The following is a 25689-nucleotide window of genomic DNA, read 5'->3' on the forward strand; positions in this document are numbered from 1 at the left end:
GAATCTTTGAGCGGTAGGTAGGGCGCCTTTCGTATGCTGATCGATGTGGCTGTGACCTTGCGAAAGAGCCTCTGGGGGCTGGGCGGACGGACTAACTCCCGCTTCGTGGCCACCGTGGGTAGGGCGCCCCTGGACGTCGCCACGCGGTACGTCGAGAACCAGAAGAATCGGTGATCGCGGATGCTGGCTGGACGTAGGTACCGCCTGGACCTGACCGAGGAGCAGGCCGCGTTCGCCGAACGGAACGCTCCGAGCTTCCGGTTTCCTGAGGGCGGGAAAATCGCCGTCGAACGGCTGAACCGGCGCTGGGCGCGGGCGAAACTGCCGAAACTCGGCTGGGTCCGCTTCCGCATTACCCGCCCGCTCGGCGGAAAGATCAAGAACGCCACCGTCTCCCGCGACGGCAAACACTGGTACGTCAGTTTCCTCGTCGAGGACGGGTTCACCACCCCGGCCACGCACGCGCGCCCCGGCAGGGCGGTGGGGATCGACCGGGGTGTGGTTAAGGTCGTGACCCGCTCGGATGGCTTGTTTCACCACCAGGTGTTCGCCGGCGGGCGGGAAGCGGAGCACGCCAAGAAGCTGCAGCGGGACTTTTCCCGGACCATGAAGGGATCGGGTCGGCGCACGAAAGCTGCTGCGCGGGTCGCTGACATGGTGCGAAAGGTCCGCAGACGGCGCGAGGACTTCGCTGCCAAGACCGCCTGCGCCCTGGCCACGAGCTTCGAGCTGGTGGTGTTCGAGGCCCTGGCGATCAAGAACTTGACTGCCGGTGTCGCACCCAGGCCAGACCTTGAACGGCCGGGCGTGTTCCTGCCGAACGGGGCCGCGCGCAAGACCGGGCTGAACCGCTCCATCCTGGACAAGGGCTGGTACCGGATCGAGCTGGCCACCCGTAGCAAGGCCCGGTACACGGGCACCAGTGTGATCACCGTCAACCCGGCGTACACGAGTCAGACGTGCAACGTGTGCACTGTGGTGGATCGCAAGTCCCGCGAGAGCCAAGCGGTCTTTGGGTGCACCTCGTGCGGACACACCGAGCATGCCGACGTGAACGCCGCCAAGAACATCCTCACCGCCGGGAGGGCGGAGCACGTACCACCCAGATCGGGTGTGCGGGTTGGGGCGCGCAAACCACGCAACCGCGTGGGCCGGAAGGCCAACCGCCAAGCAACAGCAGCCCAGGCCACCGCACAGACGGAGCCCGAGCTGGCTGGAATCCCCCGACCTTAGCCGTGGGGAGCGCTTCAACGGTCAGTCCTTTTTCTTCGTGCCAGTGTCCAGGTTGTACTGGTCCTCTTTGGCCGCGCCGAGCACGGTCACGTCGTGGACCTTCCAGACACCCTTCTCCTTGACCAGGCTGATCTTCAGATGGGAGTCCTTGACCGAGCGTATCGCCTCCGAGGTGTTCACCTGCTGGTCGACCACGACGATGGCGTGCGCGGTGGCCTCGTCGACGTCCGAGAGGTAGACCTCGCGGACGTTCGCCTGCGAGACGGCCTTCAGCTTGACGATGACCTGGGCCATCGCGCCGCCGAACGCCTCGTCGTAGGTGGCCAGGAAGTCGCCGGTGGCCTGGGCCGTCAGCGTGGCGCGGGTGGCCTGGAGGTTCTGGTAGTCGTAGCTGAGCAGCGCCTTGCCGAACGAACTGGCCGCGCCCGAGACCTCCAGTCGCAGGGCCCGCTCGCTCTCCAGCCGGGCCAGCGAGTCGCGGGCCTGGCTCGCGGAGATCCACTGCAGCGCCGCCGTGGCGGCCAGCGCGGCCACCAGCAGGGCCACCACCGCCACCAGAATCCGGCCACGCCCCAGCCCCGACCGCCCAGCGGCGACCACCCCGCCGTCCGAGGGGCCGCCGTCCAAGGGGCCGCTGTCAGAGGCGCTGTCAGAGGAGACGCCCTCCGAAAGGCCGGTGTCCGGGGTGGTCGGTATTTCTGCCGCTGTGGCCTCCTCCGCGGCGCTCTGCTGGTCCTCCGCGAGGTCCTGCTTGGTGGTCATCAGTTCTCCTCACGGCGGCGGGCGGCCCGGCCCACCGCGATCCACCCCAAGATGCCACCACTCGCCGCCACCGCGAGGAAGATCGCGGCAATCAGCGGAGCGGCGTCCACCGGGGTACGGGACGCGGGCCCGGAAGCCGCGGCGGGTGACTTCGCGCCCGCCGCCTCCGGGGTCCGCTCGGGCTGTGCGGTGGCCTTGGCCTGGGCTTCCGGCCGCCTGGTCTGCTCTGCTTCGGTGTCTTTCCCGGGATGGTCGGCGGCGTCTTCCGTACGGACCGGCTCGTCCGTGGCGCGGTCGGGGCAGGCGCGCAGGCGGGGCACGGTGGGCGGGCCGACCGGGCCCGCGTACTCCTCCGCCGGTTGCGGCCCGCCCGGGACGCTGAAGATGAACGACGCCTTGCCGTACACCGTGTTCCCCTCCCTGACGCTGATGTCGTCCGCCAGGCTCAGCGCCGTCGGCACGATGCTCAGCAGGTGGTGCACGTTCCGCTCGGTCTCGGCGGAGAACACCGGTTTGTGCGGCAGGCCCGCCGCGGTCAGCAGGCACGACAGGCCCGGTCTGGCCCGCTTGATGGCCTGGTCGAGCTGCCCGAACACGCCGGGTCCCTGGTCCAGGAAGGCGTCGAGGTCGGTACGCGAGTCGCGTAGCGTGGCCGTCACCGTGCTCAGGTCCGTGATGCCGGAAGCCAGCTTGTCCTTCCTGCCCGCCAGCGTGTGGGTGAGCTGGGTGAGCTGCACGGACAGGTCGTCGAGCACCTGGGAGTTGTCGGCCAGCGTGCCGGTCAGGTCGTGCGCGTCCTCGATGATGTCCCTGATCGACGACGACCGGCCGTCCAGCGCGACCGCCAGCTCGTGCGTGATCGTCTTGGCGTCCTCGGGCGGTACGGCGGACAGTAGCTTGCCGACGCCCTCGAACAGCTTGCGGTAGTCCAGCGGCACCGTGGTCTTGGACAGCGGGATCACGTCGCCGGCTGCGAGCGTCGGGCCGTTCACGCCGGTCGCGGGCGGCGACAGCTCCACGTACGGCTCGCCGACCGCGGACTTGCGCCGTACCTCGGCCGTGGCGGCCTTCGGCAGCCGGACCTCCTTGTCGATGTCCAGGCCCACGACGATCTTGCCGGGCGCCAGCCGTACGTCCCCGACCTTCCCCACCCGCACACCCAGGTAGGCGACGTCGAAGCCGCGGACCAGACCGGGGGAGGAGACGAACTCCGCCGACACCCGGTAGGGCTGGGTGATCGCGTCGAGCTTGATGATCGTGCTGAACGCCCAGATCGTCATCACGATGCCCAGGACGACGAAGAAGCCAAGGTTCAGATAGATGCGGCGGTTCCTCATCGCGGCGGCTCCCAGAGCAGGCGGAAGTCCGCCACCCGGTTGGGCAGCAGACCCGTCTTGCCGTTCGGCAGCAAGCCCGTCTTGCCGTTCGGCAGGAGTCCCTTGTGCTGCGGCGTCAACAGGCCCTTCAGCCACACGTAGATCAGCACCTGGCCGTTGACCGTGATCGGCGGCGTGTCGATGAACGCCTGCAGCTTGGCCACCAGCGCCTTCAGGTCCTCCTTGCCGCGCAGCATCGAGGAGGTGATCGCGTCGAGCTCGCGCAGCAGCGTGCGCAGCCGGGCGGCGTGCCGCGGGTAGACCGTGAGGTTGGCCTCCTTGGCCAGGTCGGTCAGCGCGATGATGGCCGTCTTCACGTGCCTGCGGCCGTGCGCGATGCGGGCCGTGGCCGCCGCGAGCGTGCCGGGCAGCCGGTCCAGCTCCTTGCTGCCCTTGGCCAGCTGGTCGCCCAGCTTGGCCAGGGCGTCCACGGTGGTGGCGATGTCCTGGCGGGCGGCGGCGTAGGTGTCGGTCACCTCGGCCGTCTGCTTGATCAGCTTGTTGACGTCGGCGCCCTTGCCGGCGAACGCGGTCGAGGCGGCGTCGAGGATGGCGTTGACGTCCTGCGTGCCGAGCGCCTCGATGAGCGGCCCGGCCTTCGCGGTGACCTGCTCGATGTCCGGTTCGACCGAGGTGTCGGTGATCGTGGCGCCGCTCTTGAGGTAGGGGCCCTTCGACAGGTCCTTGCCGGCGGGCGGCGTGAGCTGGACGTAGTTCTCGCCCAGGACCGAGGTCTTGGCCACCGTCGCGGTGCTGCCCTCGGGCACCGGGTGCTCCGGCGTGATCGACATGGTCACCCTGGCCTGGTAGCCCTGCAGCCGGATGCCGGTCACGGTGCCCACCCGTACGTCGGAGATCTGCACGCTGTGCCCGGCGACCAGGCTCTGGACGTCGTCGAAGGTGGCGTTGATGGTCAAATCGCCGCCGGTGGCGCCGAGTGTCTGGAGCGAGCAGGACGCGGTGATGCCCAGCGCGAGCAGCCCGGACAGGACACGTGCCTTCATCGCTTCTTCTTCCCCTGCTCGAAGGGGCAGTTGCTGAGGCCGGCGGGCAGGCACGGGACCTTGCCGAGGTTCAGGGCGTCGAACAGCGGGGTCAGCCAGGCCCTGGTCATCGCGTTGAGCACCACGCGGATCTTCAGCACGTGCTGCTTCTTGTCCCAGGAGTCGATCAGGATGTCGGAGAAGTCGGCCGCGCCCTTGATCGCCTGGGCCATCGACGCGCTGTTCGCCCGGACCGTCAGCACCAGCTCGGCCAGCGTGCCGGCGGCCTGGGGGAGCCGTTCGGAATACGCTTCGATGATCACGTCGCCCCGGCGCACGAAATCGGCCATGCCCGCGATGAACGTCCGCAGCCGCCGCCGCTCCTCGGCCAGGATGGCGCTGGCCTCGGCGAAGGAGTCGATCGCGCCGGTCACCTGGCTCTGCCGCTTGTTGAGGCTGGTGGCCAGCTTGTTCAGGCCCTTGGCCAGGTCGATGAGCTGCTGGTCCTGCTTGGCCAGCGTGTCGGTGAGCCGCGCGGTGTCGGCGAGCGCGTTGTTGACCGTCTTGCCGCGGCCCCTGACGCTGTCGGCGAGGTCGCCCGCGACGTCGCCCAGCTTGTCGGAGTCCAGCGCGTCGGTCAGCTTGGTGAACGCGTCGAGCGCGTCGTCGATCTCCACCGGCAGGTCGGTGCGCTCCAGCGGGATCGTGGCGCCGGAGGCGATCCGCTGGTCGCCGGGCTTCCAGGGCGGGTAGAGCACCACGTTGCGCTCGCCCAGGGTGTTCTGCGGCGCGACCACGGCCTTGACGTTCGCGGGCAGCGGCACCTCCCGGTCTACCGACAGCTCGACACGTACCTTGTCGCCGTCGATCCGGATGCTCGTCACGTATCCGGCGTCGAGCCCCATCACCTTCACCCGCGCCTGCTCGTACAGGGAGGGCGCCTTGCTGAAGATCGCGGTCAGCCGGTACGGCTCGGGGCCGAGCAGCGTGCACCCGCCGCTGGCCGCCAGCAGCGTGCCGGCCAGCAGGGCCGCCAGTAAACGGGTCATCGGTCGTTCTTCCTGTCCTTGGCGATGGCGCCGAGCACCTCCGGGTCGATGGGGCCCAGGCCCGTGGCTATGGCCTCGAGCCACGGGCCTTGGCCGCCCATCGTGGACAGCCCGGAGAACGTCGGGCCGGCCCACGCCAGGAGCGCGTTGAACTCCTTGTTGCCGCTGTTGAGCTTGGTGGTGATCGCGCCGGTGTCGTCGAGGACCTGGACCAGCGTCTTCTCGTGCTCGTTGATCAGCCGGGTGGTGCTCTGGACGAGGTCGCTGCCGTCGCCGAGCAGCGCGCGCAGCTCGTTGCGGCGCGAGCGCAGCTCGTTCAGCATGACCTCGATGGCGTCGATGAGCCGGCCGAGCTGCTTGTCCTTCCGCTCCAGGACGTTCATGATCTTGGTGCCGTTGTCGAGGAGCTTCTGCAGCTGCGGTTCGCTCTGGCTGATGGTGTCCGACAGGTCGCCGATGTTCTTCAGCAGCTTGGTGATCCGGCCGCGCTTGCTGATGTCGACCTTGCCCAGCTGGGTGAGCAGGTCGTCCACGGCCTTGGTGTCGAGCTTCTGAACCAGGTGGGTGGCGTCCTTGATGGCGTCGTTGATCAGTGTGGGGACGCCCGTGCGCGTCACCGGGATCCGCCGCTGCGCCTCGGGGAGCTGGTCGACGTACGGGGCGGTGACCGGGCCCGACAGCTTGACGTAGCGGCCGCCGAGCAGGTTGGACAGCGTGATGTCGGCCCGGGTGGCGCGGCCGAGCCGTACGTCGGTGTCGACCTTCCAGGTGACGACCACGTTGCCCTGGCCGTAGTCGGGCCGTACCTCGGTCACCTTGCCGACCCGCACGCCCGCGACCCGCACGTCGTTGCCGGTGCGCAGGCCGCCGGAGTCCACGAACGTGCCGGACATGTAGTAGCCGCCTTCGAGCAGCCCGAGGCTGCCGACGAGGAAGGTGGCCACCAGGATCGTGCCGATCACCGCCAGCGAGATCAGGCCGACGACGATCTTGTTGCGGTCGCGGAAGGACTTGAGCGCCATCACTCACCGACCATGAGCTTCTGCAGGTCCTTGGAGCTCTGGATCCGCGTGCTGCCGCGTAGTGGGGGCGGCGTCTTCATCGGGTACGGGCAGGGCGCGGCGCTCAGCGCCAGGCACGGGACCGCGGTGATGAAGTAGTGGCCGCGATCGACGCTGGAGTAGGCGCGGGCCAGCAGCGGCTGGAAGGTGCCGATCGTCTTGTCGATCGCGTTCACATGCCGCCTGATGCCGCCGGTCAGCCCGGAGAGGTGGTCGACCAGCGCGCCCAGCTCGTCGGCGTTCTTGCCGAGCACCTGGTCGGAGGTGTGGACGGTGGTCGAGAGCTGCACGATCGCGTCGTCGATCAGCTTGCGGTTGCCGGCGAACGCCTCGGAAAGGGTGACCAGGTTGTCGACGAGCTGCTCGATCTGCTTGTCGCGCTGGGCGACCACGCCGGTGACGGTGGCGTAGTCCTTGAGCAATCGCTGGATCGTCTGCTTGCGCTCGTTGATCGTGCCGGTGATGGCGTTGACGTTGTCGAGCAGCCGCGGGATGTTCTTGTCGTTGCCCTTCAGGGATTTGGCGGCGGCGGTGAGCAGCTGGTTGATCTGGTCCGGGTCCAGGCTGCGGGTCAGCGGGCCGAGGTCGCTCACCAGCTGGCCGATGTCGACCACGGACGACGTACGGACGACCCGCGAGCCGGGGGCCAGCCGGCCCGGCGCGGTGCCGGGGAGCAGGTAGACGACCCGCTGGCCGACCGCGTTGCGCCACCTGATCGCGGCCTCGGTGTCCGACGGCACCCTGATGGCGTCCTGGACCTCCATGGTGATCTCGGCGCGGCCGTTCACCACCTTGATCGTGTCGACCTGTCCCACGGGCGCCCCGGCGATCTTCACCTGGTCGCCCTCCCGCAGCCCCGACACATCATCAAATGTCGCGACTAGTTGGTATCCGCCGCCGGTGCTGACCCGGGCGATCTGCACCGTGATCACCACGATCAGCGCCACCGTCAAGCCGACGAACAGCACCACGCGCAGCAGCGTCCACCGGCGGGTCACGCGTTCCCTGGACAGCGCCACGTCAGTCCCTCCCGTCGGTGGGTCCGCAGGAGCCGACGACGAGCTCGCAGATGTCGGTCGAGACGAACGCCTCCACCTGCAGCTGGCGGGCGCCGCCGGGGCCCGGCGCCTCGATCAGCTTGTTGAGCAGGTCCACCAGCCGGTTCAGGCCGCGTACGCCGTCACCTGCCAGGCCGAGCTGGGCGTAGATGAGCGAGGCCACCCGCTCGCCCGAGTGGACGGCCGCCCGCAGATCCTGCCGATGCTTGCGCAGGCCGTGCGCGCCCAGGCCGGAGACAGAGGTGACCTCCTGGAGCAGGACCCGCACCTTGTCGGCCCGTTCCAGCAGGTCGGGGGTGATGACGTTGACATCGGAGGAGATCGACACCAGCTCGTCGCCCTTGTCCGACAGCGCGGTGGACAGCCCGGCCGTGTCATGCAGGAACTGCCTGGCCCGCGCGCGCTGCCGGTGCGCGACATCGACGACCGTGCCCGCGTCGTCGATGAGCTCGCGCAGCCGCTTCCCCTCGCCGTCGAGCCCCTGGGCCAGCGTGTGCACGATCACGGTGACCTCACGCGGGTCCACGGCGTTCAGGCCCCGGTAGGCGGCGCCGAGCGTGTCGGACAGGTCGAGCGGCTGCTGCGTCTGGGTGATGACCGCGCCGCCGGCCAGGTAGGGGCCGGTGGTCTCGCCCGCGCCGAGCCTGAGGTCGACGAACTTCGGCCCGAACACCGACGACGGCTCGATGGCCGCGACGGTGGTGCGGGGCAGCCGGACGCCGGGCTCGATGGCCATGCTCACCACGGCCTTGCCCTTGGCGTCGAGGGACACCTTCGTCACGTCGCCGACCGTGATGCCGCGGATCTTGACGGCGGACTGGGTGTCCAGGCCCTGACCGGCGCGGGCGAAGACGGCGTCGATCCTGGTGCCGCTGATCTCCGACGCGGTCCGTACGATGAAGATCGTCGTCGCCGCGAGCACCACGATGAGCGCGAGCGCGATGCCCGCGCGGATGGGCAGTGAGAACTCGTCGCGTCCCATCGCTCACCCCGTCAGCTTCAGGTTGCTGCCGTTACCCCAGAACAGGTACGACAGCAGCAGGTTGAGCAGGACGATCGTGACGATCGACTGACGGATCGCGCGGCCCGCCGCCACCCCCACGCCGACCGGGCCGCCGGTGGCGTAGAAGCCGTAGTAGCAGTGGATGACGACGACGGTGAAGGCGAACACGGCCACCTTGGTCACGCTGAACACGATGTCGCTGACCGGCAGATACAGGTAGAAGTAGTAGTCGTAGACGCCCGGCGCCAGCCCGAACAGGACCGTGCTCATCAGCCGGGTGGCGAAGAAACTGGCGAACAGCGCGATCAGATAGATCGGCACCAGCGCCAGCAGCGCCGCCACCACCCGGGTGCAGATCAGGTAGGTGAAGGCGTTGATGCCCATCACCTCCAGCGCGTCGATCTCCTCGGAGATCCGCATCGCGCCCAGCTCGGCGGTGAAGGACGAGCCGACCTGCGCGGCCAGCGCGGTCGCGGCGATGATCGGGGTGATCTCGCGTACGTTGGCGAAGCTGCCGACCAGGCCCATGAACGACTCGGCGCCGATCGCCTGCAGCCCCTGGTAGCCCTGCAGGCCCACGGTCGCGCCCACGACGAAGGCCATGGTGAACACCACGAAGATCATGCCGCCGCCGATGACGGTCGCGCCGACGCCCACGACCACGTCGCTGACCTGGCGGATGACGACCTTGAAGTACTTCAGCCGAAGGATCACGTCGCGGACGGAGTAGAACAGCACCTTCCACACGAACAGCGGCCAGTTGGCCAGGGTCGCGAACCGCTCGGCCCATTCGCGCCCCGTGACGGCGAACCTGAGGCCGGCCGTACGCGAGACCATCACAGCGCCTTCGGCGGGTAGGCGAGGAAGTAGACGGCGGAGATCACGTAGTTGAACGCGAACACCAGCATGAACGTGACCACCGTCGACTGGTTGACCGCCCGGCCCACGCCGACAGGGCTGGTGGCGCAGGTCATGCCCTTGTAGCAGGCGACGGCCGCGGCGATGAAGCCGAAGATCCACGCCTTGAACAGCGTCACGTACAGGTCGGAGCCCACCACGAGCGACAGCGCGCCGTCGAAGTAGGCGCCGGAGGTCACTCCCTGGACGATCACGTTGAAGAAGTAGCCGCCGCTGGCCCCGGCCAGGATGACCAGCGGGCACAGGCAGACCGCGACCGTGCTGGCCGCCCACATGCGCGGCGTGACCAGGCGGTGGATCGGGTTGACCGACATCACCTCCATGGCGCTCAGCTCGTCGCGGATGTGCCGGGCGCCGATGTCGGAGGTCATCGCGCTGCCGCCGGCCCCGGCGATCAGCAGGGCGCTGGCCAGCGGCGCGACCTCCCGGATGAGCCCGACGAACACGGCGCTGCCGGTGGCGGACGCCGCGCCGAGCTGCCAGGCCAGGTCGCCCACCTGCAACGCCACGGTGGCGCCGAGGGGTAAGGAGACGAGCAGCACCGGCACGCTGGTCACGCGGGCCAGGAACCAGCACTGGTCGACGAACTCCCACCACCAGCTCCGGACGTCCCAGCTGCGGCGCAATCCCTCCAGGACGATGACGAAGAGGTCACCCACCTGGCCGAGCACGGACACAGCCTTGCGGCCAACGTATCCGGACAACTGACCACCTCGTGGAACCAGCCGACTACGGAAGCAGTAACCCTACTGACGGTCCGTCTAGTAAGTCGATGCTTTCGCTGGAATTTGAGGAAAAGGTATGAGGCTCAGCTCAGAGGTTGTCAGCCCGCTACGAAACGTGATCGCTTCGTAGCCGTTTCAGTTGTTCAGTAGCCCGGCCATCCAGGACTCGACCTCGGCGGGATGGCGCGGCAGGGCGGCCGACATCAGGCGGGCGCCGTCGGCGGTGATCACCAGATCGTCCTCGATCCGGATGCCCAGCCCCCGGAACTCCGCCGGCAGGGTGAGATCGTCGGGCTGCAGGTACAGGCCCGGCTCGACGGTCAGCACCTGGCCCTCCTCCAGGACTCCGTCCAGGTAGACCTCCGAGCGCGCGCGGGCGCAGTCGTGCACGTCCAGGCCGAGCATGTGGCCGCTGCTGCAGAGCGTGTAGCGGCGGTACAGGCCCGACTCCATCAGCGCGTCCGGCGAGTCGCGCAGCAGGCCCCAGTCGTGCAGGCCCTCGCTGATGACCCGCATCGCCGCCAGGTGGAAGTCGCGGAAGCGGGCACCGGGCTTGAGCGCGGCGATCCCGGCCGTCTGCGCCTCGTACACCAGCTCGTACGCCTGCCGCTGCACGGGACTGAAGCGGCCGGACAGCGGCAGCGTGCGGGTGATGTCGGCCGTGTAGAGGGTGTCGGACTCGACACCCGCGTCCAGCAGCAGGAGGTCGTTCGGGTCGAGGCGGCCGTCGTTGCGGATCCAGTGCAGCACACACGCGTGCGCGCCCGAGGCCACGATGCTGTCGTAGCCGGCCGCGTTGCCCTCCAGGCGCGAACGGAGCCCGAACACGCCCTCCAGGTAGCGCTCGCCCCGAGGGTGCCCGAGCGCGGCGGGCAGCGCGCGTACGACGTCTTCGAAGCCGCGCGCGGTGGCGTCGACCGCCGACTGCAGCTCGCCGATCTCCCACGCGTCCTTGATCAGCCGCATCTCCGACAGGAAGCTCTCGAACTCCGCGTCGCCCGGCAGCAGCGCGTCGACCGCCGCGTCCACGCCGCCCAGCACCCTGGCGGGCCCGGACAGCGACAGCTCACGGATGTGGGCGCAGCCGATCTGGTAGAGCTCGGCCGCCTCCTCCAGGTCGGGCCGCCGCCCCACCCAGAACTCCCCATAACGCCGGTCGCGGTAGAACTCCTCGCCGTCCTCGCGCGGCGAGCGCGGCCTGAGGTACAGCGTGGCCTCGCCCGACGGCTCGATGACCAGCACGTCGCCCGGCTCGCCCGCGCCCGTCAGATAGGAGAACGCGCTGTGCGGCCGGAAGCGGTAGTCACTGTCGTTGCTGCGCACCTTCAGCGTCCCCGACGGCACGACGAGCCGCTCACCGGGGAAGCGGGCGGCGAGCGCGGCGCGGCGCCTGGCCGCCCAGGGCGCGATCGGCAGCGCCGCCACGTCGGTGCGCCGGGTGTCGGCCCAGCCCGTCCGCATGAACGCGGTCAGCGCCGCGGTGACGGGCAGATCATGGCTGCCGGTATTGAGCGGCTCTGTCATCACGCATCCTGTTTCACAAGCTCCATGTACGGCATGCAGCCTACGGGAACGCTTGACGGTGCCCCTACCTGCTTGCTTGCCTGGAAAGCTACGCGGGTGGAGCGCTTAGCCGGAGCCACCCGGGGTAACTGAGAGCCGAGGTGGTTCAGATGCTCATCGGGACAATCCTGCGCGGCAAGGGAAGCGCGGTGATGACCGTGGCTCCGGAAGCCACGGTCCGCGAACTCCTGACCAAGCTCGCCGAGCACAACATCGGCGCCGTCGTGGTCTCCGCCGACGGCGTGACGATCACGGGCATCGTGTCCGAGCGCGACGTGGTCCGCCGCCTGCACGACCGCGGCGCGGCCGTGCTCGACCAGCCCGTCTCCGCGATCATGACTTCGGAAGTACGCACGGTCGGCCCGCACGACAACGTCGACGAGCTGCGAAGGACCATGACCACACACCGGTTCCGGCACATGCCCGTCGTCGAGGACGGGCGGCTGGTCGGCATCGTGAGCATCGGTGACGTGGTCAAGAGCGCGATCGAGGAACTGGAGACGGAGAAGGCGTCGCTGGTCGACTACCTCCACCGTTGACACGGATGGGACGCTTGTCCCCGTGATGTACGGGCCTCCTCCCGAATACCCTTCGTCTCCGGAATATCCCCGGGCGACGAGCAGTCCGACCATCATCGTGCTCGTTTCCGGGCTGACCTGCTTACTCGGGTTCCTGCTCGGGTACTTCACCGGGCTCGACTCGGGGGAGGCGACGGCCGCGCCCGCGGAGACGCCTCCGGTGACGATGACGATCGGGGACTCGACGCCGCCCGCGGACCAGGGGGCGGACCCGTCGGCCCCGGCGGGCGCCGCCACGTCGGATCCATCGGCCCCGGCGGGCACGGTCCCGTCAGACCCGGCCGCGTCCGCTCCGGCGGGGACGCCTGCTCCCGTGGGGACACCTGCTCCCGTGGGCTCGGCCGGGCCGCCGGGCGCGGTCGGCGCCATGCGGACGCTCATCGTGGGCGTGGACATCCAGCCCGGCACCTACCGTACGACGGGTCCCGCGACCGCCACGGACAAGTGCTACTGGGCCCGCATGAAGAGCACGTCCGCCCAGATGAGCGACGTGATCGCGGCGGACATGCCCACGGGTCCCGCCACCGTGACGATCCTGGCCACCGACAAGGCGCTCCAGACGGGCGGCTGCGCCCCATGGACCAAGTCCTGACGTGCTTGGAGCCGGGTAGGCCGATATAGGAGGATGCAGCCAGCCCATCAAGGAGGATGACATGTCGATCTTGCGGAGCCTGGTGGAGAGCCTGCGCAGTGGCGCCATCGAGGTGGTCGATCTCACCTCGCCCCTGTCGGCGGAGACGCCGATCCTCCAGTTGCCCGAGCCGTTCGGCAACACGATCCCGTTCCGGCTGGAGGAGATCAGCCGCTACGACGACCGCGGCCCCGCCTGGTACTGGAACGACATCCACACCGGCGAGCACACCGGCACCCACTTCGACGCGCCGATCCACTGGGTGACCGGCCGCGAGGGCCAGGACGTCTCCCAGGTGCCCCCGTCCCGCCTGCTGGCGCCCGCCGTCGTGCTCGACCTGGCGGCGGAGGCGGAGAAGGACCCCGACTTCCTGCTCCAGATCGACCACGTCAAGGAGTGGGAGCGCGCCAACGGCCCGCTGCCCGACGGCGGCTGGCTCCTCTACCGCACCGGCTGGGACGCCAGGGCCGCCGACCAGGCCACCTTCCTGAACGCCGACGAGACCGGCCCGCACACCCCCGGCATCTCCGTCGAATGCGCGAACTGGCTGGCCGCCGAGACACCCATCCTCGGGCTCGGCGTCGAGACCGTCGGCACCGACGCGGGCACCGCCCACTCCTTCGACCCGCCTTTCCCGTGCCACTCGTTCCTGCTGGGGGCGGGCAAGTACGGCCTGACCCAGCTGCGCAACCTCGACCGCCTGCCGGTGACCGGCGCCGTCGTCCTGGCCCCGCCGCTCCCCATCGTGGGCGGGTCGGGGAGTCCTGTGCGGGTATTGGCCCTGGTGGAGCGGAGGAGCTCGGAGGGAGAGAGCGAGGGACGAGCCAACGAGCTCCGAAGCGGCCGCGACCATAAGCTCGAGAGATGATCGTCGCCGAGGCCGTCGGGCGGGTGCTGGCCGAGGCCGGGGTCGACACCGCGTTCGGCGTGGTGGGCAGCGGCAACTTCCACGTCACCAACGCCCTCGTGGCGCACGGCGTACGCTTCGTCGCCGCCCGCCACGAGGGCGGCGCCACCACGATGGCCGACGCGTACGCCAGGATGAGCGGCAAGGTCGGGATCGTCTCCGTCCACCAGGGGCCCGGCCTGACCAACGCCGTGACGGGCATCGCCGAGGCGGCCAAGAGCCGTACCCCTCTGATCGTGCTCACCGGCGAAGCGACGGACGTACGGTCCAACTTCCACATCGACCAGGACGCGCTGGCGGCGTCGGTCGGCGCGGTGTCGCTCCGCGTCACGGAGGCCGGCCGGGCGGTCGAGGACACGCTGTCGGCCTACCGTACGGCGACCCGCGACCGGCGCACGGTGGTGCTCAACCTGCCGCTCGACGTGCAGCAGGAGCTCATCGAGTGGCCCGGCCTCCTCGGCGAGCCGCACGGGACGCCGTCGGCCGCGGAGTCGCATGGGACGCCGTCGGCCGCGGAGCTCGGCACGCTCGTCCGGCTGCTGGCGGAGTCGCGGCGGCCGGTGTTTGTCGCCGGGCGCGGCGCCAGGCACGCCAGGGCCGAGCTGGAGGAGCTGGCCGACGCCACGGGCGCGCTGCTCGCCACCTCCGCCGTCGCCAAGGGCCTGTTCCGGGGCAACCCCTGGGACCTGGACGTGAGCGGCGGCTTCGCCACGCCGCTCGCCGCCGAGCTGATCCACGACGCCGACCTCATCGTGGCCTGGGGGTGCGCCCTCAACATGTGGACCACCCGCCACGGACGGCTGATCGGCGAGCACGCCAGGCTGGTCCAGGTGGACCTCGACGAGAGCGCCCTAGGCGTCCACCGCCCGGTCACCCTCGGCCTGGTCGGCGACACGGCCGCCACGGCGCGCACGGTCCTCCACGCCCTCGCTTCGACCGAGGACGCTCGCGATGCGGCGAGGGACGCTCCCGCTACGACCGGAGACGCTCGCGGTCCGGTGGGGAACGCTCGCGGTTCGGCGGGGGATGCCGGGCGTGGGTATCGGTCGGCGGAGGTCGCCGCGCGGATCCGGGCCGAGGGCCGGTGGCAGGCAGTCCCCTACGACGACGAGGGCGGAGACGGGCTGATCGACCCCAGGACGCTCACGATCGGGCTCGACGACCTGCTGCCGAAGGAGCGGATCGTGGCGGTCGACTCCGGCAACTTCATGGGGTACCCGGCCATGTTCCTCGACGTGCCAGACGAGCGGGGGTTCTGCTTCACCCAGGCGTTCCAGTCGATCGGGCTCGGCCTGGCGACCGCGATCGGCGCCGCGCTCGCCCGGCCCGACCGGCTGCCGGTGGCCGCGCTGGGCGACGGCGGGGCGCTGATGGGCATCGCCGAACTCGACACCGTCGTACGGCTCGGGCTGCCGATGGTGGTCGTGGTCTACGACGACGGGGCGTACGGCGCCGAGGTACATCACTTCGGCCCGCACGGTCACCCGCTCGGCACCGTCAGGTTCCCGCCCGTCGACTTCGCCGCGATCGCCACCGGCTACGGCTTCGCGGCCGTGACGGTCACCGAGCCCGGCGACCTGGCCGGGGTGGCCGAGTGGCTGAAAGGCCCCAGAGACCGGCCGCTGCTGGTCCACGCCAAGGTCGCTGGGAAGCGCGGCTCGTGGTGGCTGGAAGAGGCGTTCAAGGGCCACTGAGCCGACTCAGGAATCCCTGGAGCCGGGTTCAGGAGTCCACTGGCCGGTTCAGGAGCCGCCGAGCGGGCTCAGGAGACGCCGAGTCCCAGGAGCCGTTGAGCGGGCTCAGGAGACGCCGAGTCCCAGGAGCCGCTGGGCGGGCTCAGGAGTCGCTGAGCTTGCGGATGGTGCGGGCCTCCTCGGCGGCCGCGAGAACGGCCGCCAGGGGCGCGCCCGCACCTGCCGTGACGGCCGCCGCGATAGCCCCCTCCACGAACGGCACGTCGGCCACCACCACCCGGCCGGGTTCGGCCAGCAGCCGGGCCGTCAGCACCGAACTGCCCAGGTCGGGCACGAGCACCACGCCGTCGCCCTGGTCGACCGCCGTGAGCGCCCGCTCGATCAGGTCGAGGCTCGTGCCCACCCCGCCGTCCTCGGTGCCGCCCGCCGCCGCCACCAGCGCGCCCGTACCGGCGATGCCGCGGACGAGCGCGGCCGCCTCCTCCGCCAGCCCGGCGCTGTGGGCCACCAGCACGATGCCCACCATCACGAGCTCACGGTGACCAGGCAGGAGACGATGAGCGCCGACGACGCCGCCCCCGGATCCTCGTGCCCGACGCTGCGCTCGCCCAGGTAACTGGCCCTGCCCTTACGGGCTTGCATCGGGATCGTGGCCCGCGCCCCCTCCTCGGCCGCGCGCGCCGCCAGCTCGAATGCCTCCCGAACCGCCACCCCATCCCGTACGGCCAGCGCCAGGGCCAGCGACGCCGGGGCCAGCGCGTCCACCATGGTCTTGTCGCCCGGAGCCGCCTTGCCCAGCCGCTCGACCGCGACCACCCCGGCCTCGAACGCCGCCGCGAACCCGGCCTGCGTCACCGGCGCCTCCATCGCCTTGCCCATGGCCCGGAACGCCGACCCGTACAGCGGCCCGGAAGCACCCCCGACGCGGCGGATCAGCGTCGTGCCCGCGGACACCAGCACCTGGCCCGGCGCGGTCGGCGGGGAGTCGGCCAGCGCCTTGAGTACCTCGGTGAAGCCGCGGTCGAGGTTCGCGCCGTGGTCGGCGTCGCCGATCGCCGCGTCCAGGGCCGTCAGCCGCTCGCGATGCACCCGGACCTGCTCGGCCACCTCCTCCAACCAGGCGACGAAGAAGGCCGTGGTGAATGTGCCGGGGTCCATGGAGGACCCGCCCGTCTCGGGGTCCGTGGGGGCGCCCATCAGCGTCCCCAGCGCAGCCCCGGCGTCTCGACCGGCGCGTCCCAAAGACGCGTCAACGTGTCGTCGAGCCGGCAGATCGTCACGGAGAAGCCCTGCATGTCCAGACTCGTCACGTAGTTGCCCACCAGCGACCGCGCCACCCGCGCCCCTTTGCCGCGGATGATGGTCGCCACCTCAGCGAACGCCACGTACAGCTCCATAAGGGGTGTGCCGCCCATGCCGTTCAGCAGGACGAGCAGGTCGCCCTCCAGCGGCAGATCGCGGTGTATGGCGTCCATGGCGATCTCGGTCAGCTCGCGGGCCGAGGCCATCGGCGCCCGGATCCTGCCGGGCTCGCCGTGGATGCCGATGCCCAGCTCCACCTGCGTATCGGGCAGGTCGAACGTCGGCTTGCCCGACGCGGGCGTCGTACACGAGGTGAGCGCGATGCCGAAGGAGCGGCTGCGCGCGTTCACCTCGCCCGCCACGCTGGCCACCTGCGCCAGCGGCGCGCCCTCCTCGGCCAGCGCTCCGGCGATCTTCTCCACGAACAGCGTCGCGCCGGTGCCCCGGCGGCCCGCCGTGTAGAGGGAGTCCTGGACGGCCACGTCGTCGTCGACGAGCACGCCGGCGACCTGGACGTCCTCGCACAGCTCGGCGGCCATCTCGAAGTTGAGCACGTCGCCGGTGTAGTTCTTGACGATGTGCAGCACGCCCGCGCCGCCGTCGACGGCCGTGGTCGCCTCGACGATCTGGTCGGGCACGGGCGAGGTGAAGACCTCTCCGGGGCAGGCCGCGTCGAGCATGCCGTAGCCGACGAAGCCGGCGTGCAGCGGCTCGTGCCCCGAGCCACCGCCGGAGACCAGCCCGACCTTGCCGGTCCGAGGCCCCGACGCGCGGTAGACCACCCGGTCGCGGATCCGCAGTGACGGGTGGGCGGCCGCCATCCCGGCCAAGGCGTCGTCAACCGCGGATTCGGCCGAGTTGATGAGCTTCTTCATGATGAGAAACTTCTGCCCGTTTCCCCGGCAGGACAAGCGTCTTAGTGGAACTCGGCCACAGCTTCTACGACCCTGCCGACTACCGTCCGACCGGGGTGAATAGGCTACCTTCTGGTCATGGCTGAGATCGTGTACCCGCCGGTGATCGCCGCCGCGCGGACCCTCTTTCGCGTGCTCGACTACCGCTTCCACATGGAGGGGACTGAGCATATTCCGCGCACCGGCGGAGCGGTGCTGGTCAGCAACCACATCAGCTATCTCGACTTCATCTTCGCCGGGTTCGGGGCGGTGCCCGCCAAGCGGCTGGTGCGGTTCATGGCCAAGCAGGACGTGTTCGACCACCGCATCTCGGGGCCGCTGATGCGCGGCATGCACCACATCCCGGTCGACCGGGGCGCGGGCGCGGGGTCATACGCGACGGCGCTGCGCATGCTGAAGGCGGGAGAGGTGGTCGGCGTCTTCGCCGAGGCGACGATCAGCCGGTCGTTCACGGTCAAGGAGATCAAGAACGGCGCCATCCGCATGGCTCAGGCGACCAAGGTCCCGGTCATCCCGATGGCGCTGTGGGGGAGTCAGCGGATCTGGACCAAGGGCCGGTCCAAGCAGCTCACTCTGCGGCACGTACCCATCACGATCCTGATCGGGGAGCCCATCCACCCCAAGCGCGGCGAGAACGTCGACCAGCACGTCGCCGACCTGCACGCGCGGATGTCGGAGCTGGTGGACCGGGCCCAGCGCACCTACCCGGAGATCCCGCCGGGCGTGTGGTGGCAGCCCCAGCACCTCGGCGGCACGGCTCCCACGCCGGAGGAGGCCGCCGCCATGGACGCCGCCGAGGCGGAGGCCCGCGCCAAGCGCGGCGAGGAGGAATGAACCCCCGTCAGATCGCCGCGGGGTAGCTGCTGGCGCGCATGCCGGCCAATAAGCCGGCGGTCTGCTCGGGCGTGAAGCGGCGTACCGGGTCGTGGTGGAGCAGGCCCTCGATGAGGGGCCGCATCACCCCGGCCCGGCGCGGCGGCGGGTAGCCGCCGCTCCTGGCCATGCCGAGCACCGTGGCCGCGTCCTGCCCGGGGTAGGGCGGCTGGCCCTCGATGGCGCTGTAGAGCGTGGCACCGAACGACCACATGTCGGCCTCTTTGCTGGCCGGGCCGCCGTGCAGCCGCTCGGGGGCCATGAACGCGGGCGTGCCGCGCAGCCGCCGGGACGTGGTCATCCGGATGTCGCCCTCGACCGTGGCGATGCCGAAGTCCGTCAGCACCACGCGGTCGCCGGTCAGCATCACGTTGGCCGGCTTCACGTCGCGGTGCAGCACCCCTGCCTGGTGGGCGGTACGCAGCGCGGCCAGCAGGTGCTGGCCGATCGCCGCCACCGACTGCGCGGGCAGCGTCCCCACCTGGGAGAGCAGCTGGTGCAGTGAGAGGCCGTCGAGGTACTCCATCACGATCCAGAGCTTGCCGCCCTCTTCGATGAGGTCGTGGACCGTGACGATGTTCGGGTGGGTGAGGCCAGCGGCCATCCGCGCTTCACGGAGGACCCGGCGGCGGACCATCTCGGCCTCACCGCTGAGGGTCAGCTCCTTGAGCGCCACCTCCCGGTGGAGAAGCTGGTCGAAAGCCCGCCAGACGACTCCCATACCTCCACGACCGGCCTCCTCGTTAAGGAGGTACCGTCCGCCGATCTCCCGCATGCCATCCCCTCATTGCTCGGGGTAATCATGTCATCTCGAGGTAGGCCAAAGTGTGACTAACGTGATCTGAATGTGTCGGGAACGGAAGGTGTGCTGGTCAAAGGGTGGGAAATTCGATCGTGTAAGGCGCGCCACACTAGCCCCACGCCCACCAAACAGACTCCCGTGGCGCCGAGAAGCACGGCGGTCAGCCCGGCGAGTTCGGCCACCACCCCGCCGAGGGCGGCCCCCACCGGCATCCCGCCCATGCCGATCAGTCGGTAGGCGGAGTTGACCCGGCCGAGCAGTTCGGGCGGGATCAGCCGTTGTCGCGTGGAGATGACCAGCACGTTCGCGGCGGCCCCGATGACGCCCCACACCACGGAGGTCGGATACAGCAGCCAGGCGACGGGCCACAGCACCGGCACGAGGTACAGCAGAGCGCTCACCAGCCAGGCGCCGACCAGCGTCCGGCCCTCTCCGAGCAGCCCGGAGACCCGCTCCGAGACCAGCGATCCGGCCACCGCGCCGACGGCCATCGCGGTCATCATCAGGCCGTACCCGCTGGGGGACAGCCCGATCCGCGACCCGTCGCCGACGGCCCACAGCACGAACACCCCGAAGTAGGCGGCGCTGGCGAAGTTCAGCAGGCCGGCCGAGACGGCCAGCGTCCGCAGGAACCGCTGGGACCACAGATAGCGCTGCGCCGCCACGATGTCGCGCAGCAGCGAGCGCCTGGGGCCCGCTGTGGCGGCCGTTCCGTAGGAGCCCCTCATGCCCAGCAGGAGCAGGCCCGCCGCGCCGTACAGGAGGGCTGGAGCGCCGAAGACAGCGGCGGGCAGCAGCGTGACCAGGAGGCCCGCGATCGGCGCGCCGGCGAACTCGTTGCCGATCATCTGGACGCTCTGCACCCGCCCGTTCGCCGCTGTGATGCGCTCCGGCGGCACCGCCATCGGCAGCACCGACTGGGCCGAGGTGTCGGCGAAGACCTCGGCCACGCCCGCGATCAGTACGGCGGCCAGCATGACCCACAGGTTCACCAGCCCGAGCAGCCCGAGCGCGGCCGTCGCCGCGAGCACGGCGGAGCGGGCGAGGTTGGCCAGCACCATGATCCGCCTGCGGTCGAGCCGGTCGGCGATCGCGCCCGCGTGCAGGGCGAACAGTAACCACGGCAGCGTGGCGGCCGCTCCCGTCAGCGACACCAGCGTGGGGGAGCGGGTCAGCGACACGGCCAGGAGGGGCGCGCCCACTTTGAGCACGCCGTCGGCCAGGTTGGAGAGGGCGGTCGACGACAGGAGGAAGCCGAACGATCGGCCGAGACGTGGCATGGCCTACTCCGATAGTGTGTAAGGAAAACTATGCACAGATTTCTTTGCAAAGATAGGTGTGCACGGCCATGGAGAGCAAGCACTATTCGGCCAGGGCGCTCGACGCGAACGCGCTGAAGTCGTTCGCGCACCCGCTGCGACTGCGCATCTACGAACTGCTCGACGAGCACGGCCCCTCGACGGCCACCCGGCTGGCCGGGCTGCTCGGCCAGAACACCGGGGCGACCAGCTACCACCTGCGTGAGCTGGCCCGGCACAGCATGATCGAGACGGTCCCCGAGCTGGGCAAGGGCAAGGAGAAGTACTGGCGGATCGTGCCGGGCGGCTTCTCCTACGGCGATCCCTCGACCGACCCGTCGGCCGACGCCGAGACGGTCGACGCGTTCGCCCGGCTGATCGACGACCTCATCCGGCAGCGCGGTGCCGAGCTGGCACGCTGGCGGGAGGAGGAGGCGACGACTCCCGAGGAGTGGGTGCGGGCGAGCGGGTTCGGCCGGCGGTCGATGCGGCTCACCGTGGCCGAGACGACGCGGATGCGCGAGGAGGTGTTCGAGGTCCTGGAGAGGTACCGGGCCGTGGCGGACCGCAGGGACCTCGAGTCCCCGGGTGCTCCGGATTCGGCGACCGGCCGCGTGGTGGTCCACTTCGACGTGCTGCCGGTGGGGGTTAAACAGGCGATCAAGGACGCCTAGGGATATCCCTAGGCCGAGCCCTGTCGCGACGCCGCCCCTCGCCGCCTAATGTCCTGCATCAAGCTTCCGTCCCCCGTCCGTATGCCGGGCGCGGCGCCGCCGACGGAGCGGGCGATGCTCGGCGGCGCCGCCGCCCTCGTCATGTCGCTGGCCTCCGAGTCCGCCGGACATAGGGCTCGGAATGGCAGGCGCCCCCGTCCCGGGCTGGAGGGACGGGGGCGTTTGCCGTGCCCGGACGGGACTGGTCGATCAGTATGAGTTAGGTTAGCCTCACCTTAAAGGATCGAGGTGGAGCTGACGATGATCGAGCCCTTTCGCATGTTCGACGTACGCGTGAACCGGTTAGCACGCCTGAGCCCGACGTTCCTGCGCGTGACGTTCGAGGGGGAGGACCTGCACCACTTCGCGGACAACGGGTTCGACCAGCGGATCAAGCTCATCCTGCCGGTCGACGGGCACGGGCTGGAGCACCTGCCCAGCGGTCCCGACTGGTTCCCGCGCTGGCGCGGCCTGCCCGACGCGCTGCGCAACCCGCTCCGTACCTACACCGCCCGCCTCGTACGCCCCGAGGCCCGCGAGGTGGACGTGGACGTGGTCATGCACGACCACGGCGACGGCCCGGTGGCCCGCTGGGCGGCCGATGTGCGGCCCGGGGCCGTCGCGGTGCTGCTCGGCCCCGACGCCCGCCACGACGGGCCGCACGGCGGCCTGGAGTTCCACCCGCCCTCCGACACCGGGGCGGTGCTGATCGCCGGCGACGAGACCGCGGTCCCCGCGATCTGCTCCATCCTCGAACGGCTACCGGTCGGCTATGAGGGCGAGGCGCTCATGGAGGTGCCCTGCGCGGACGACTTCCTGCCCGTCGAGACGGCGAGCGGCGTCAAGGTCACCTGGCTGGCCCGCGCCGACGAGGAGCGCGGCGCCCTGCTGGTGCCCGCCGTCAGAGCCGCCGCCGACCGGCTACTCCCGCCCCTCCCCACTCCGGACTCCTTCCAGGACATCGATGTAGATGTGGAGGAGTTGTGGGAAGTGCCCGAGGAGGCGCCGTACGGCCCCCTGTACGCCTGGCTGGCCGGCGAGGCGGCGGTGATCAAGTCGCTCAGACGGCACCTGGTCGCCGAGCGCGGGATGGACAAGCGCGCCGTGGCCTTCATGGGGTACTGGCGGCTGGGCCGCGCCGAGCACAACGAGTAAGGGAGTCCCCGGTAATGACCCGCGTCCTGTACGCGCTCGCCGCCATGACCCTCGCCCTGGTCACCGGATGCGGCTCCGCCACGCCTCAGGCCCCCGTGGCGGCGGCCTCCGCCTTCTCCGCCACCCTCGATCACAAGTACGGCAGCACCACGATCACCGCCAAGCCCAAGCGGATCGTCACCGTCGGCCTCGTCGAGCAGGACGCCCTGCTGGCTCTCGGCATCGTGCCGGTCGCCACCACCGAGTGGCTCGGCGGGTATCCCGGCGCCATCGGGCCCTGGGCCAAGCCCAAGCTCGGCTCCGCCGCGGTCCCGCAGGTGCTGAAGGACACGGGCAGCGGCCTTCAGATGGAGAAGATCGCGGCCCTGCGCCCCGACCTGATCCTGGCCCTGTACTCGGGGCTGACCCAGGAGCAGTACACCACCCTGTCCAAGATCGCGCCCACGGTGGCGCAGCCCAAGGAGCACATCGACTACGGGATCTCCTGGCAGGAGGTGACCAAGCAGGTCGGCGTGGCCGTGGGCGAGCCCGCCAAGGCGGACGCGCTGGTCAAGCAGGTGGAGGACCGGTTCGCCGCCGTACGGAAGGAGCATCCGGAGTTCGCCGGACAGACCGGGCTGATGGGCACGATCTACGAGGGCTACTTCGTCTTCGGCAGCCAGGATCCGCGCTCCCGCCTGCTCACCTCGCTCGGCTTCAAGCTGCCCGCCGACCTGGACCAGGCCATCGGCGACAAGTTCGGCGCGAACATCAGCCGCGAACGCCTCGACCTGCTCGACACCGGAGCGCTCCTCTGGAGCGTGACGGACCCCGGCAAGGACAAGGCCACCCTGCGCGCCGACACCGTCTACAAGGGGCTCAAGGTGGTCAAGGAGGGACGCGAGGTGTTCGTGCAGGACGGCACCGACTTCGGCAACTCGGTGTCCTTCCTGACCGTGCTGAGCCTGCCGTACGTGCTCGACACGCTGGTGCCGCGGCTCGCCGCCGCCGTCGACGGGAACCCGGCGACCGAGGTCGGGCTGACCTCGTGACCCGGCGGGCCGTCCTGGTGGTGGCGTCGGCCGGCGCCCTCGCCCTGATCTGCCTGCTGTCGCTGGCCCTGGGCGCCCGCCAGATCCCCCTGGGCGAGGTGGTCAGGGCGCTGGGCGGCCTGGGCGCGGACCAGGAGACGCGGGAGGTGATCTGGTCCGTACGCGTGCCGCGGACGCTGCTCGGCGTGCTCGCCGCGGCGGCACTCGGCCTGTCCGGCACGCTCATGCAGGCGCTCACCCGCAATCCCCTGGCGGACCCCGGGGTGCTCGGCGTCAGCGCGGGCGCGGCGTTCGGCGTGGTGATCTCCGTGGGCCTGTTCGGGATCAGTGCGTTGTCCGGGTTCGTGTGGTTCGCGTTCGCGGGCGCGCTGCTGGCGAGCCTCGTCGTGTACGCGATGGCCGGCATGGGCCGTGACGGGATGGCACCGGTCAAGCTGGCCCTGGCCGGGGTGGCCGTCACGTTCCTGCTCAGCTCGGTGACCAGCGCCATCGTGCTCGTCGATCCCGAATCGCTGAACCGCTACCGCTTCTGGTCCGCCGGGTCGCTGTCCGGGCACGGCTCCGGCGTGCTGCCGCAACTGCTGCCGTTCATCGTGGCGGGGGCCGTGCTGGCGATCACCTGCGCGCCCGCGCTCAACAGCCTCGCGCTCGGCGACGACGTGGCGCGCGGGCTGGGCCGCCGGGTGGGGCTCGTGCGTCTCCAGGGCGCGGCGGCCGTGATGCTGCTCACCGGCGCGGCGGTCGCGGCCATCGGACCCGTCGTCTTCGTCGGCCTGGTCGTGCCGCATCTGGCGCGGGCCGTCGCAAGACGCGCTGGAGCCGAGACCGACCACCGGCTGCTGCTGCCCCTGTCGGCGCTGCTCGCGCCATGCCTGCTGCTGGCCGCCGACATTCTGGGCCGCCTCGTCGTGCCGCCGATCGAGGTGCAGGCCGGGCTGCTGGTCGCGTTCATCGGCGGGCCGTTCTTCATCGTGCTGGCTCGGCGCCAGCGGCTGGCGGAGCTGTGATGAGCCAGCTCACCTTCCGCCTCTCGACGCCGCCCGTGTCGGGCGTGCTGCGCCCTCGGGTGGTCGTGGTGTGCCTGGCGCTGGCCGCCGTGACGTTCCTGGCCTTCTGCCTCGGCATCGGGCTGGGCGAGTTCCCGCTCGGGCTCGGCGAGGTCGTCCAATCGCTGCTCGGCACCGGCGACCAGGGCATCTTGTTCGTCGTACGGGAGCTGCGCCTGCCCAGGGCGCTGACCGGGCTGCTCACCGGTGCCGCGTTCGGGCTGTCCGGCGCCCTGTTCCAGACCATGACCCGCAACCCGCTGGCCAGCCCTGACATGATCGGGGTCACCCAGGGGGCGGGCGTCGCCGTGGTGGCCGGGATCGTGCTCGGCATCGGATCGGGGCCCGGCGTGCAGGTGCTCGGATTCTCGGGGGCCGTGCTCGCCGCGTTGCTCACGTACCTGTTCGCGTGGCGGCGCGGCACCACCGGGTATCGGATCGTGCTGGTCGGCATCGGCCTGTCGTGGATCTTCACCAGCGCCACCGAATACCTCATGGTCACGAGCAACACCTTCCAGGCCCAGGCCGCGCTCGGCTGGCTCTTCGGCAACCTCAACGGCCGTACCTGGAGCCAGGCCGTGCCGCTGGCGCTCGCCCTGGCCGTGCTCACGCCCGTCGCGCTGCTGCTCGGCCGCTGGAGCCGGGCGCTGCAACTCGGCGACGAGGTGGCGGTGGTGCTCGGCGCGCCGGTGCAGCGGGCGCGGCTGACGCTGCTGCTGGTGGGCGTCGCGCTGGTCGCCTTCGGCACGGCCGCCGCGGGGCCGATCGCGTTCGTCGCGCTGGCCGCGCCGCAGATCGCCCAGCGGCTGGCCCGCACCGCCTGGCCACCGCCGATCGCCTCGGCGCTGGCCGGGGCGTTCGTGGTCCTGGCGGCCGATCTCATCGCCCGCCGCCTCATCCCGGACGTGGAGCTGCCCGTCGGCGTGGTGACCGGCGTGCTCGGGGCGCCGCTCCTGCTCTGGCTCCTCGCCCGGGGCCGCCGCGCCTAGGGTGCAGGTGCGCGTTCGACTCCGC

Annotated in this window: 26 protein-coding genes; 11 read left to right on the forward strand and 15 right to left on the reverse strand. The window is 70.5% G+C overall.

Annotation, left to right across the window (positions count from 1 at the left end; translation table 11 throughout):
- Nucleotides 1-180 precede the first annotated feature (180 nt).
- Nucleotides 181-1233, forward strand: a complete 1053-nt coding sequence (locus tag ACGFJ2_RS26240) for a transposase (protein WP_357945731.1) — start codon at nt 181-183, stop codon at nt 1231-1233.
- A 21-nt stretch (nt 1234-1254) separates the two neighbouring features.
- Here the strand turns inward: ACGFJ2_RS26240 and ACGFJ2_RS26245 are convergent, their stop codons facing one another.
- The 10 genes from ACGFJ2_RS26245 to ACGFJ2_RS26290 form a co-directional block, all read right to left on the reverse strand.
- Complete coding sequence (locus tag ACGFJ2_RS26245; RefSeq protein WP_393472385.1) at nt 1255-1995, reverse strand: hypothetical protein; 741 nt, start codon at nt 1993-1995, stop codon at nt 1255-1257.
- Nucleotides 1995-3332, reverse strand: coding sequence for an MlaD family protein (locus ACGFJ2_RS26250; protein ID WP_393472388.1), 1338 nt, complete (start codon nt 3330-3332; stop codon nt 1995-1997). The genes ACGFJ2_RS26245 and ACGFJ2_RS26250 overlap by 1 nt, the downstream gene beginning before the upstream one ends.
- Nucleotides 3329-4375 (reverse strand): MlaD family protein, encoded by a 1047-nt coding sequence (locus tag ACGFJ2_RS26255; protein WP_357945739.1) that lies wholly within the window; start codon nt 4373-4375, stop codon nt 3329-3331. The genes ACGFJ2_RS26250 and ACGFJ2_RS26255 overlap by 4 nt, the downstream gene beginning before the upstream one ends.
- Nucleotides 4372-5403: an MCE family protein gene (locus ACGFJ2_RS26260; protein ID WP_357945742.1), complete on the reverse strand. Its 1032-nt coding sequence runs from the start codon at nt 5401-5403 to the stop codon at nt 4372-4374. The genes ACGFJ2_RS26255 and ACGFJ2_RS26260 overlap by 4 nt, the downstream gene beginning before the upstream one ends.
- Entirely contained in the window at nt 5400-6425 is a 1026-nt protein-coding gene (locus ACGFJ2_RS26265) for an MlaD family protein (protein WP_358555666.1), read from the reverse strand. The genes ACGFJ2_RS26260 and ACGFJ2_RS26265 overlap by 4 nt, the downstream gene beginning before the upstream one ends.
- A complete protein-coding gene (locus ACGFJ2_RS26270; protein WP_393472392.1) occupies nt 6425-7483 on the reverse strand; it encodes an MCE family protein in 1059 nt (352 codons plus the stop codon). Before ACGFJ2_RS26270 ends, ACGFJ2_RS26265 begins: the two co-directional genes overlap by 1 nt.
- Nucleotide 7484: 1 nt before the next feature.
- Nucleotides 7485-8504 carry an MlaD family protein gene (locus ACGFJ2_RS26275; protein ID WP_393472395.1) on the reverse strand — a complete coding sequence of 340 codons (1020 nt, stop codon included), beginning with the start codon at nt 8502-8504 and terminating at the stop codon, nt 7485-7487.
- A gap of 3 nt (nt 8505-8507) precedes the next feature.
- A complete protein-coding gene (locus tag ACGFJ2_RS26280; protein WP_357945750.1) occupies nt 8508-9362 on the reverse strand; it encodes an ABC transporter permease in 855 nt (284 codons plus the stop codon).
- Nucleotides 9362-10147, reverse strand: a complete 786-nt coding sequence (locus ACGFJ2_RS26285; RefSeq protein ID WP_393472399.1) for an MlaE family ABC transporter permease — start codon at nt 10145-10147, stop codon at nt 9362-9364. Before ACGFJ2_RS26285 ends, ACGFJ2_RS26280 begins: the two co-directional genes overlap by 1 nt.
- Before the next feature lie 156 nt (nt 10148-10303).
- The gene (locus ACGFJ2_RS26290) at nt 10304-11692 is read right to left on the reverse strand and encodes an aminopeptidase P family protein (RefSeq protein WP_357945752.1); all 1389 of its coding nucleotides are present in this window, start codon (nt 11690-11692) and stop codon (nt 10304-10306) included.
- Between the two features lie 149 nt (nt 11693-11841).
- Between ACGFJ2_RS26290 and ACGFJ2_RS26295 the strand changes: the two genes are divergently transcribed.
- The 4 genes from ACGFJ2_RS26295 (at nt 11842) to ACGFJ2_RS26310 (ending at nt 15541) form a co-directional block, all read left to right on the forward strand.
- Nucleotides 11842-12270 carry a CBS domain-containing protein gene (locus ACGFJ2_RS26295; protein ID WP_357639239.1) on the forward strand — a complete coding sequence of 143 codons (429 nt, stop codon included), beginning with the start codon at nt 11842-11844 and terminating at the stop codon, nt 12268-12270.
- A gap of 97 nt (nt 12271-12367) precedes the next feature.
- Nucleotides 12368-12901 carry a hypothetical protein gene (locus ACGFJ2_RS26300; protein WP_393472403.1) on the forward strand — a complete coding sequence of 178 codons (534 nt, stop codon included), beginning with the start codon at nt 12368-12370 and terminating at the stop codon, nt 12899-12901.
- Nucleotides 12902-12962: 61 nt separating this feature from the next.
- Nucleotides 12963-13808 (forward strand): cyclase family protein, encoded by an 846-nt coding sequence (locus ACGFJ2_RS26305; protein WP_393472406.1) that lies wholly within the window; start codon nt 12963-12965, stop codon nt 13806-13808.
- Nucleotides 13805-15541, forward strand: a complete 1737-nt coding sequence (locus ACGFJ2_RS26310) for a thiamine pyrophosphate-binding protein (protein WP_393472409.1) — start codon at nt 13805-13807, stop codon at nt 15539-15541. The genes ACGFJ2_RS26305 and ACGFJ2_RS26310 overlap by 4 nt, the downstream gene beginning before the upstream one ends.
- Nucleotides 15542-15683: 142 nt before the next feature.
- On the opposite strand, the gene ACGFJ2_RS26315 is transcribed toward ACGFJ2_RS26310, so the two are convergent.
- Genes ACGFJ2_RS26315 through dhaK form a run of 3 tightly spaced genes read right to left on the reverse strand, consistent with a single transcriptional unit; the run spans nt 15684 to nt 17718 of the window.
- A complete protein-coding gene (locus ACGFJ2_RS26315) occupies nt 15684-16067 on the reverse strand; it encodes a PTS-dependent dihydroxyacetone kinase phosphotransferase subunit DhaM (protein WP_393472741.1) in 384 nt (127 codons plus the stop codon).
- A complete protein-coding gene (gene dhaL, locus ACGFJ2_RS26320) occupies nt 16067-16738 on the reverse strand; it encodes a dihydroxyacetone kinase subunit DhaL (protein WP_393472412.1) in 672 nt (223 codons plus the stop codon). The genes ACGFJ2_RS26315 and dhaL overlap by 1 nt, the downstream gene beginning before the upstream one ends.
- Entirely contained in the window at nt 16738-17718 is a 981-nt protein-coding gene (dhaK, locus tag ACGFJ2_RS26325; RefSeq protein WP_358180868.1) for a dihydroxyacetone kinase subunit DhaK, read from the reverse strand. The genes dhaL and dhaK overlap by 1 nt, the downstream gene beginning before the upstream one ends.
- Nucleotides 17719-17835: 117 nt before the next feature.
- Here dhaK and ACGFJ2_RS26330 point away from each other — a divergent pair, with 117 nt between their 5' ends.
- On the forward strand, nt 17836-18591 hold the full coding sequence (locus ACGFJ2_RS26330) for a lysophospholipid acyltransferase family protein (RefSeq protein WP_357945772.1): 756 nt from the start codon (nt 17836-17838) through the stop codon (nt 18589-18591).
- Nucleotides 18592-18598: 7 nt separating this feature from the next.
- On the opposite strand, the gene ACGFJ2_RS26335 is transcribed toward ACGFJ2_RS26330, so the two are convergent.
- Nucleotides 18599-19405, reverse strand: a complete 807-nt coding sequence (locus ACGFJ2_RS26335) for a serine/threonine-protein kinase (RefSeq protein WP_357945775.1) — start codon at nt 19403-19405, stop codon at nt 18599-18601.
- 56 nt (nt 19406-19461) lie between these two features.
- A complete protein-coding gene (locus ACGFJ2_RS26340; RefSeq protein ID WP_393472416.1) occupies nt 19462-20712 on the reverse strand; it encodes an MFS transporter in 1251 nt (416 codons plus the stop codon).
- 68 nt (nt 20713-20780) lie between these two features.
- Between ACGFJ2_RS26340 and ACGFJ2_RS26345 the strand changes: the two genes are divergently transcribed.
- From ACGFJ2_RS26345 to ACGFJ2_RS26365, 5 genes are all read left to right on the forward strand, one after another.
- On the forward strand, nt 20781-21404 hold the full coding sequence (locus ACGFJ2_RS26345) for an ArsR/SmtB family transcription factor (RefSeq protein ID WP_393472419.1): 624 nt from the start codon (nt 20781-20783) through the stop codon (nt 21402-21404).
- 300 nt (nt 21405-21704) lie between these two features.
- On the forward strand, nt 21705-22598 hold the full coding sequence (locus tag ACGFJ2_RS26350; RefSeq protein ID WP_393472422.1) for a siderophore-interacting protein: 894 nt from the start codon (nt 21705-21707) through the stop codon (nt 22596-22598).
- A gap of 14 nt (nt 22599-22612) precedes the next feature.
- Complete coding sequence (locus ACGFJ2_RS26355; RefSeq protein ID WP_393472424.1) at nt 22613-23629, forward strand: iron-siderophore ABC transporter substrate-binding protein; 1017 nt, start codon at nt 22613-22615, stop codon at nt 23627-23629.
- On the forward strand, nt 23626-24636 hold the full coding sequence (locus tag ACGFJ2_RS26360; protein ID WP_393472427.1) for a FecCD family ABC transporter permease: 1011 nt from the start codon (nt 23626-23628) through the stop codon (nt 24634-24636). The genes ACGFJ2_RS26355 and ACGFJ2_RS26360 overlap by 4 nt, the downstream gene beginning before the upstream one ends.
- Nucleotides 24636-25664, forward strand: coding sequence for a FecCD family ABC transporter permease (locus tag ACGFJ2_RS26365; protein ID WP_393472430.1), 1029 nt, complete (start codon nt 24636-24638; stop codon nt 25662-25664). Before ACGFJ2_RS26360 ends, ACGFJ2_RS26365 begins: the two co-directional genes overlap by 1 nt.
- The last annotated feature ends 25 nt before the right edge of the window (nt 25665-25689 follow it).

It is taken from the genome of Nonomuraea sp. NPDC049028 (genome assembly GCF_043197735.1).
In the GTDB taxonomy this organism is placed as follows: domain Bacteria; phylum Actinomycetota; class Actinomycetes; order Streptosporangiales; family Streptosporangiaceae; genus Nonomuraea.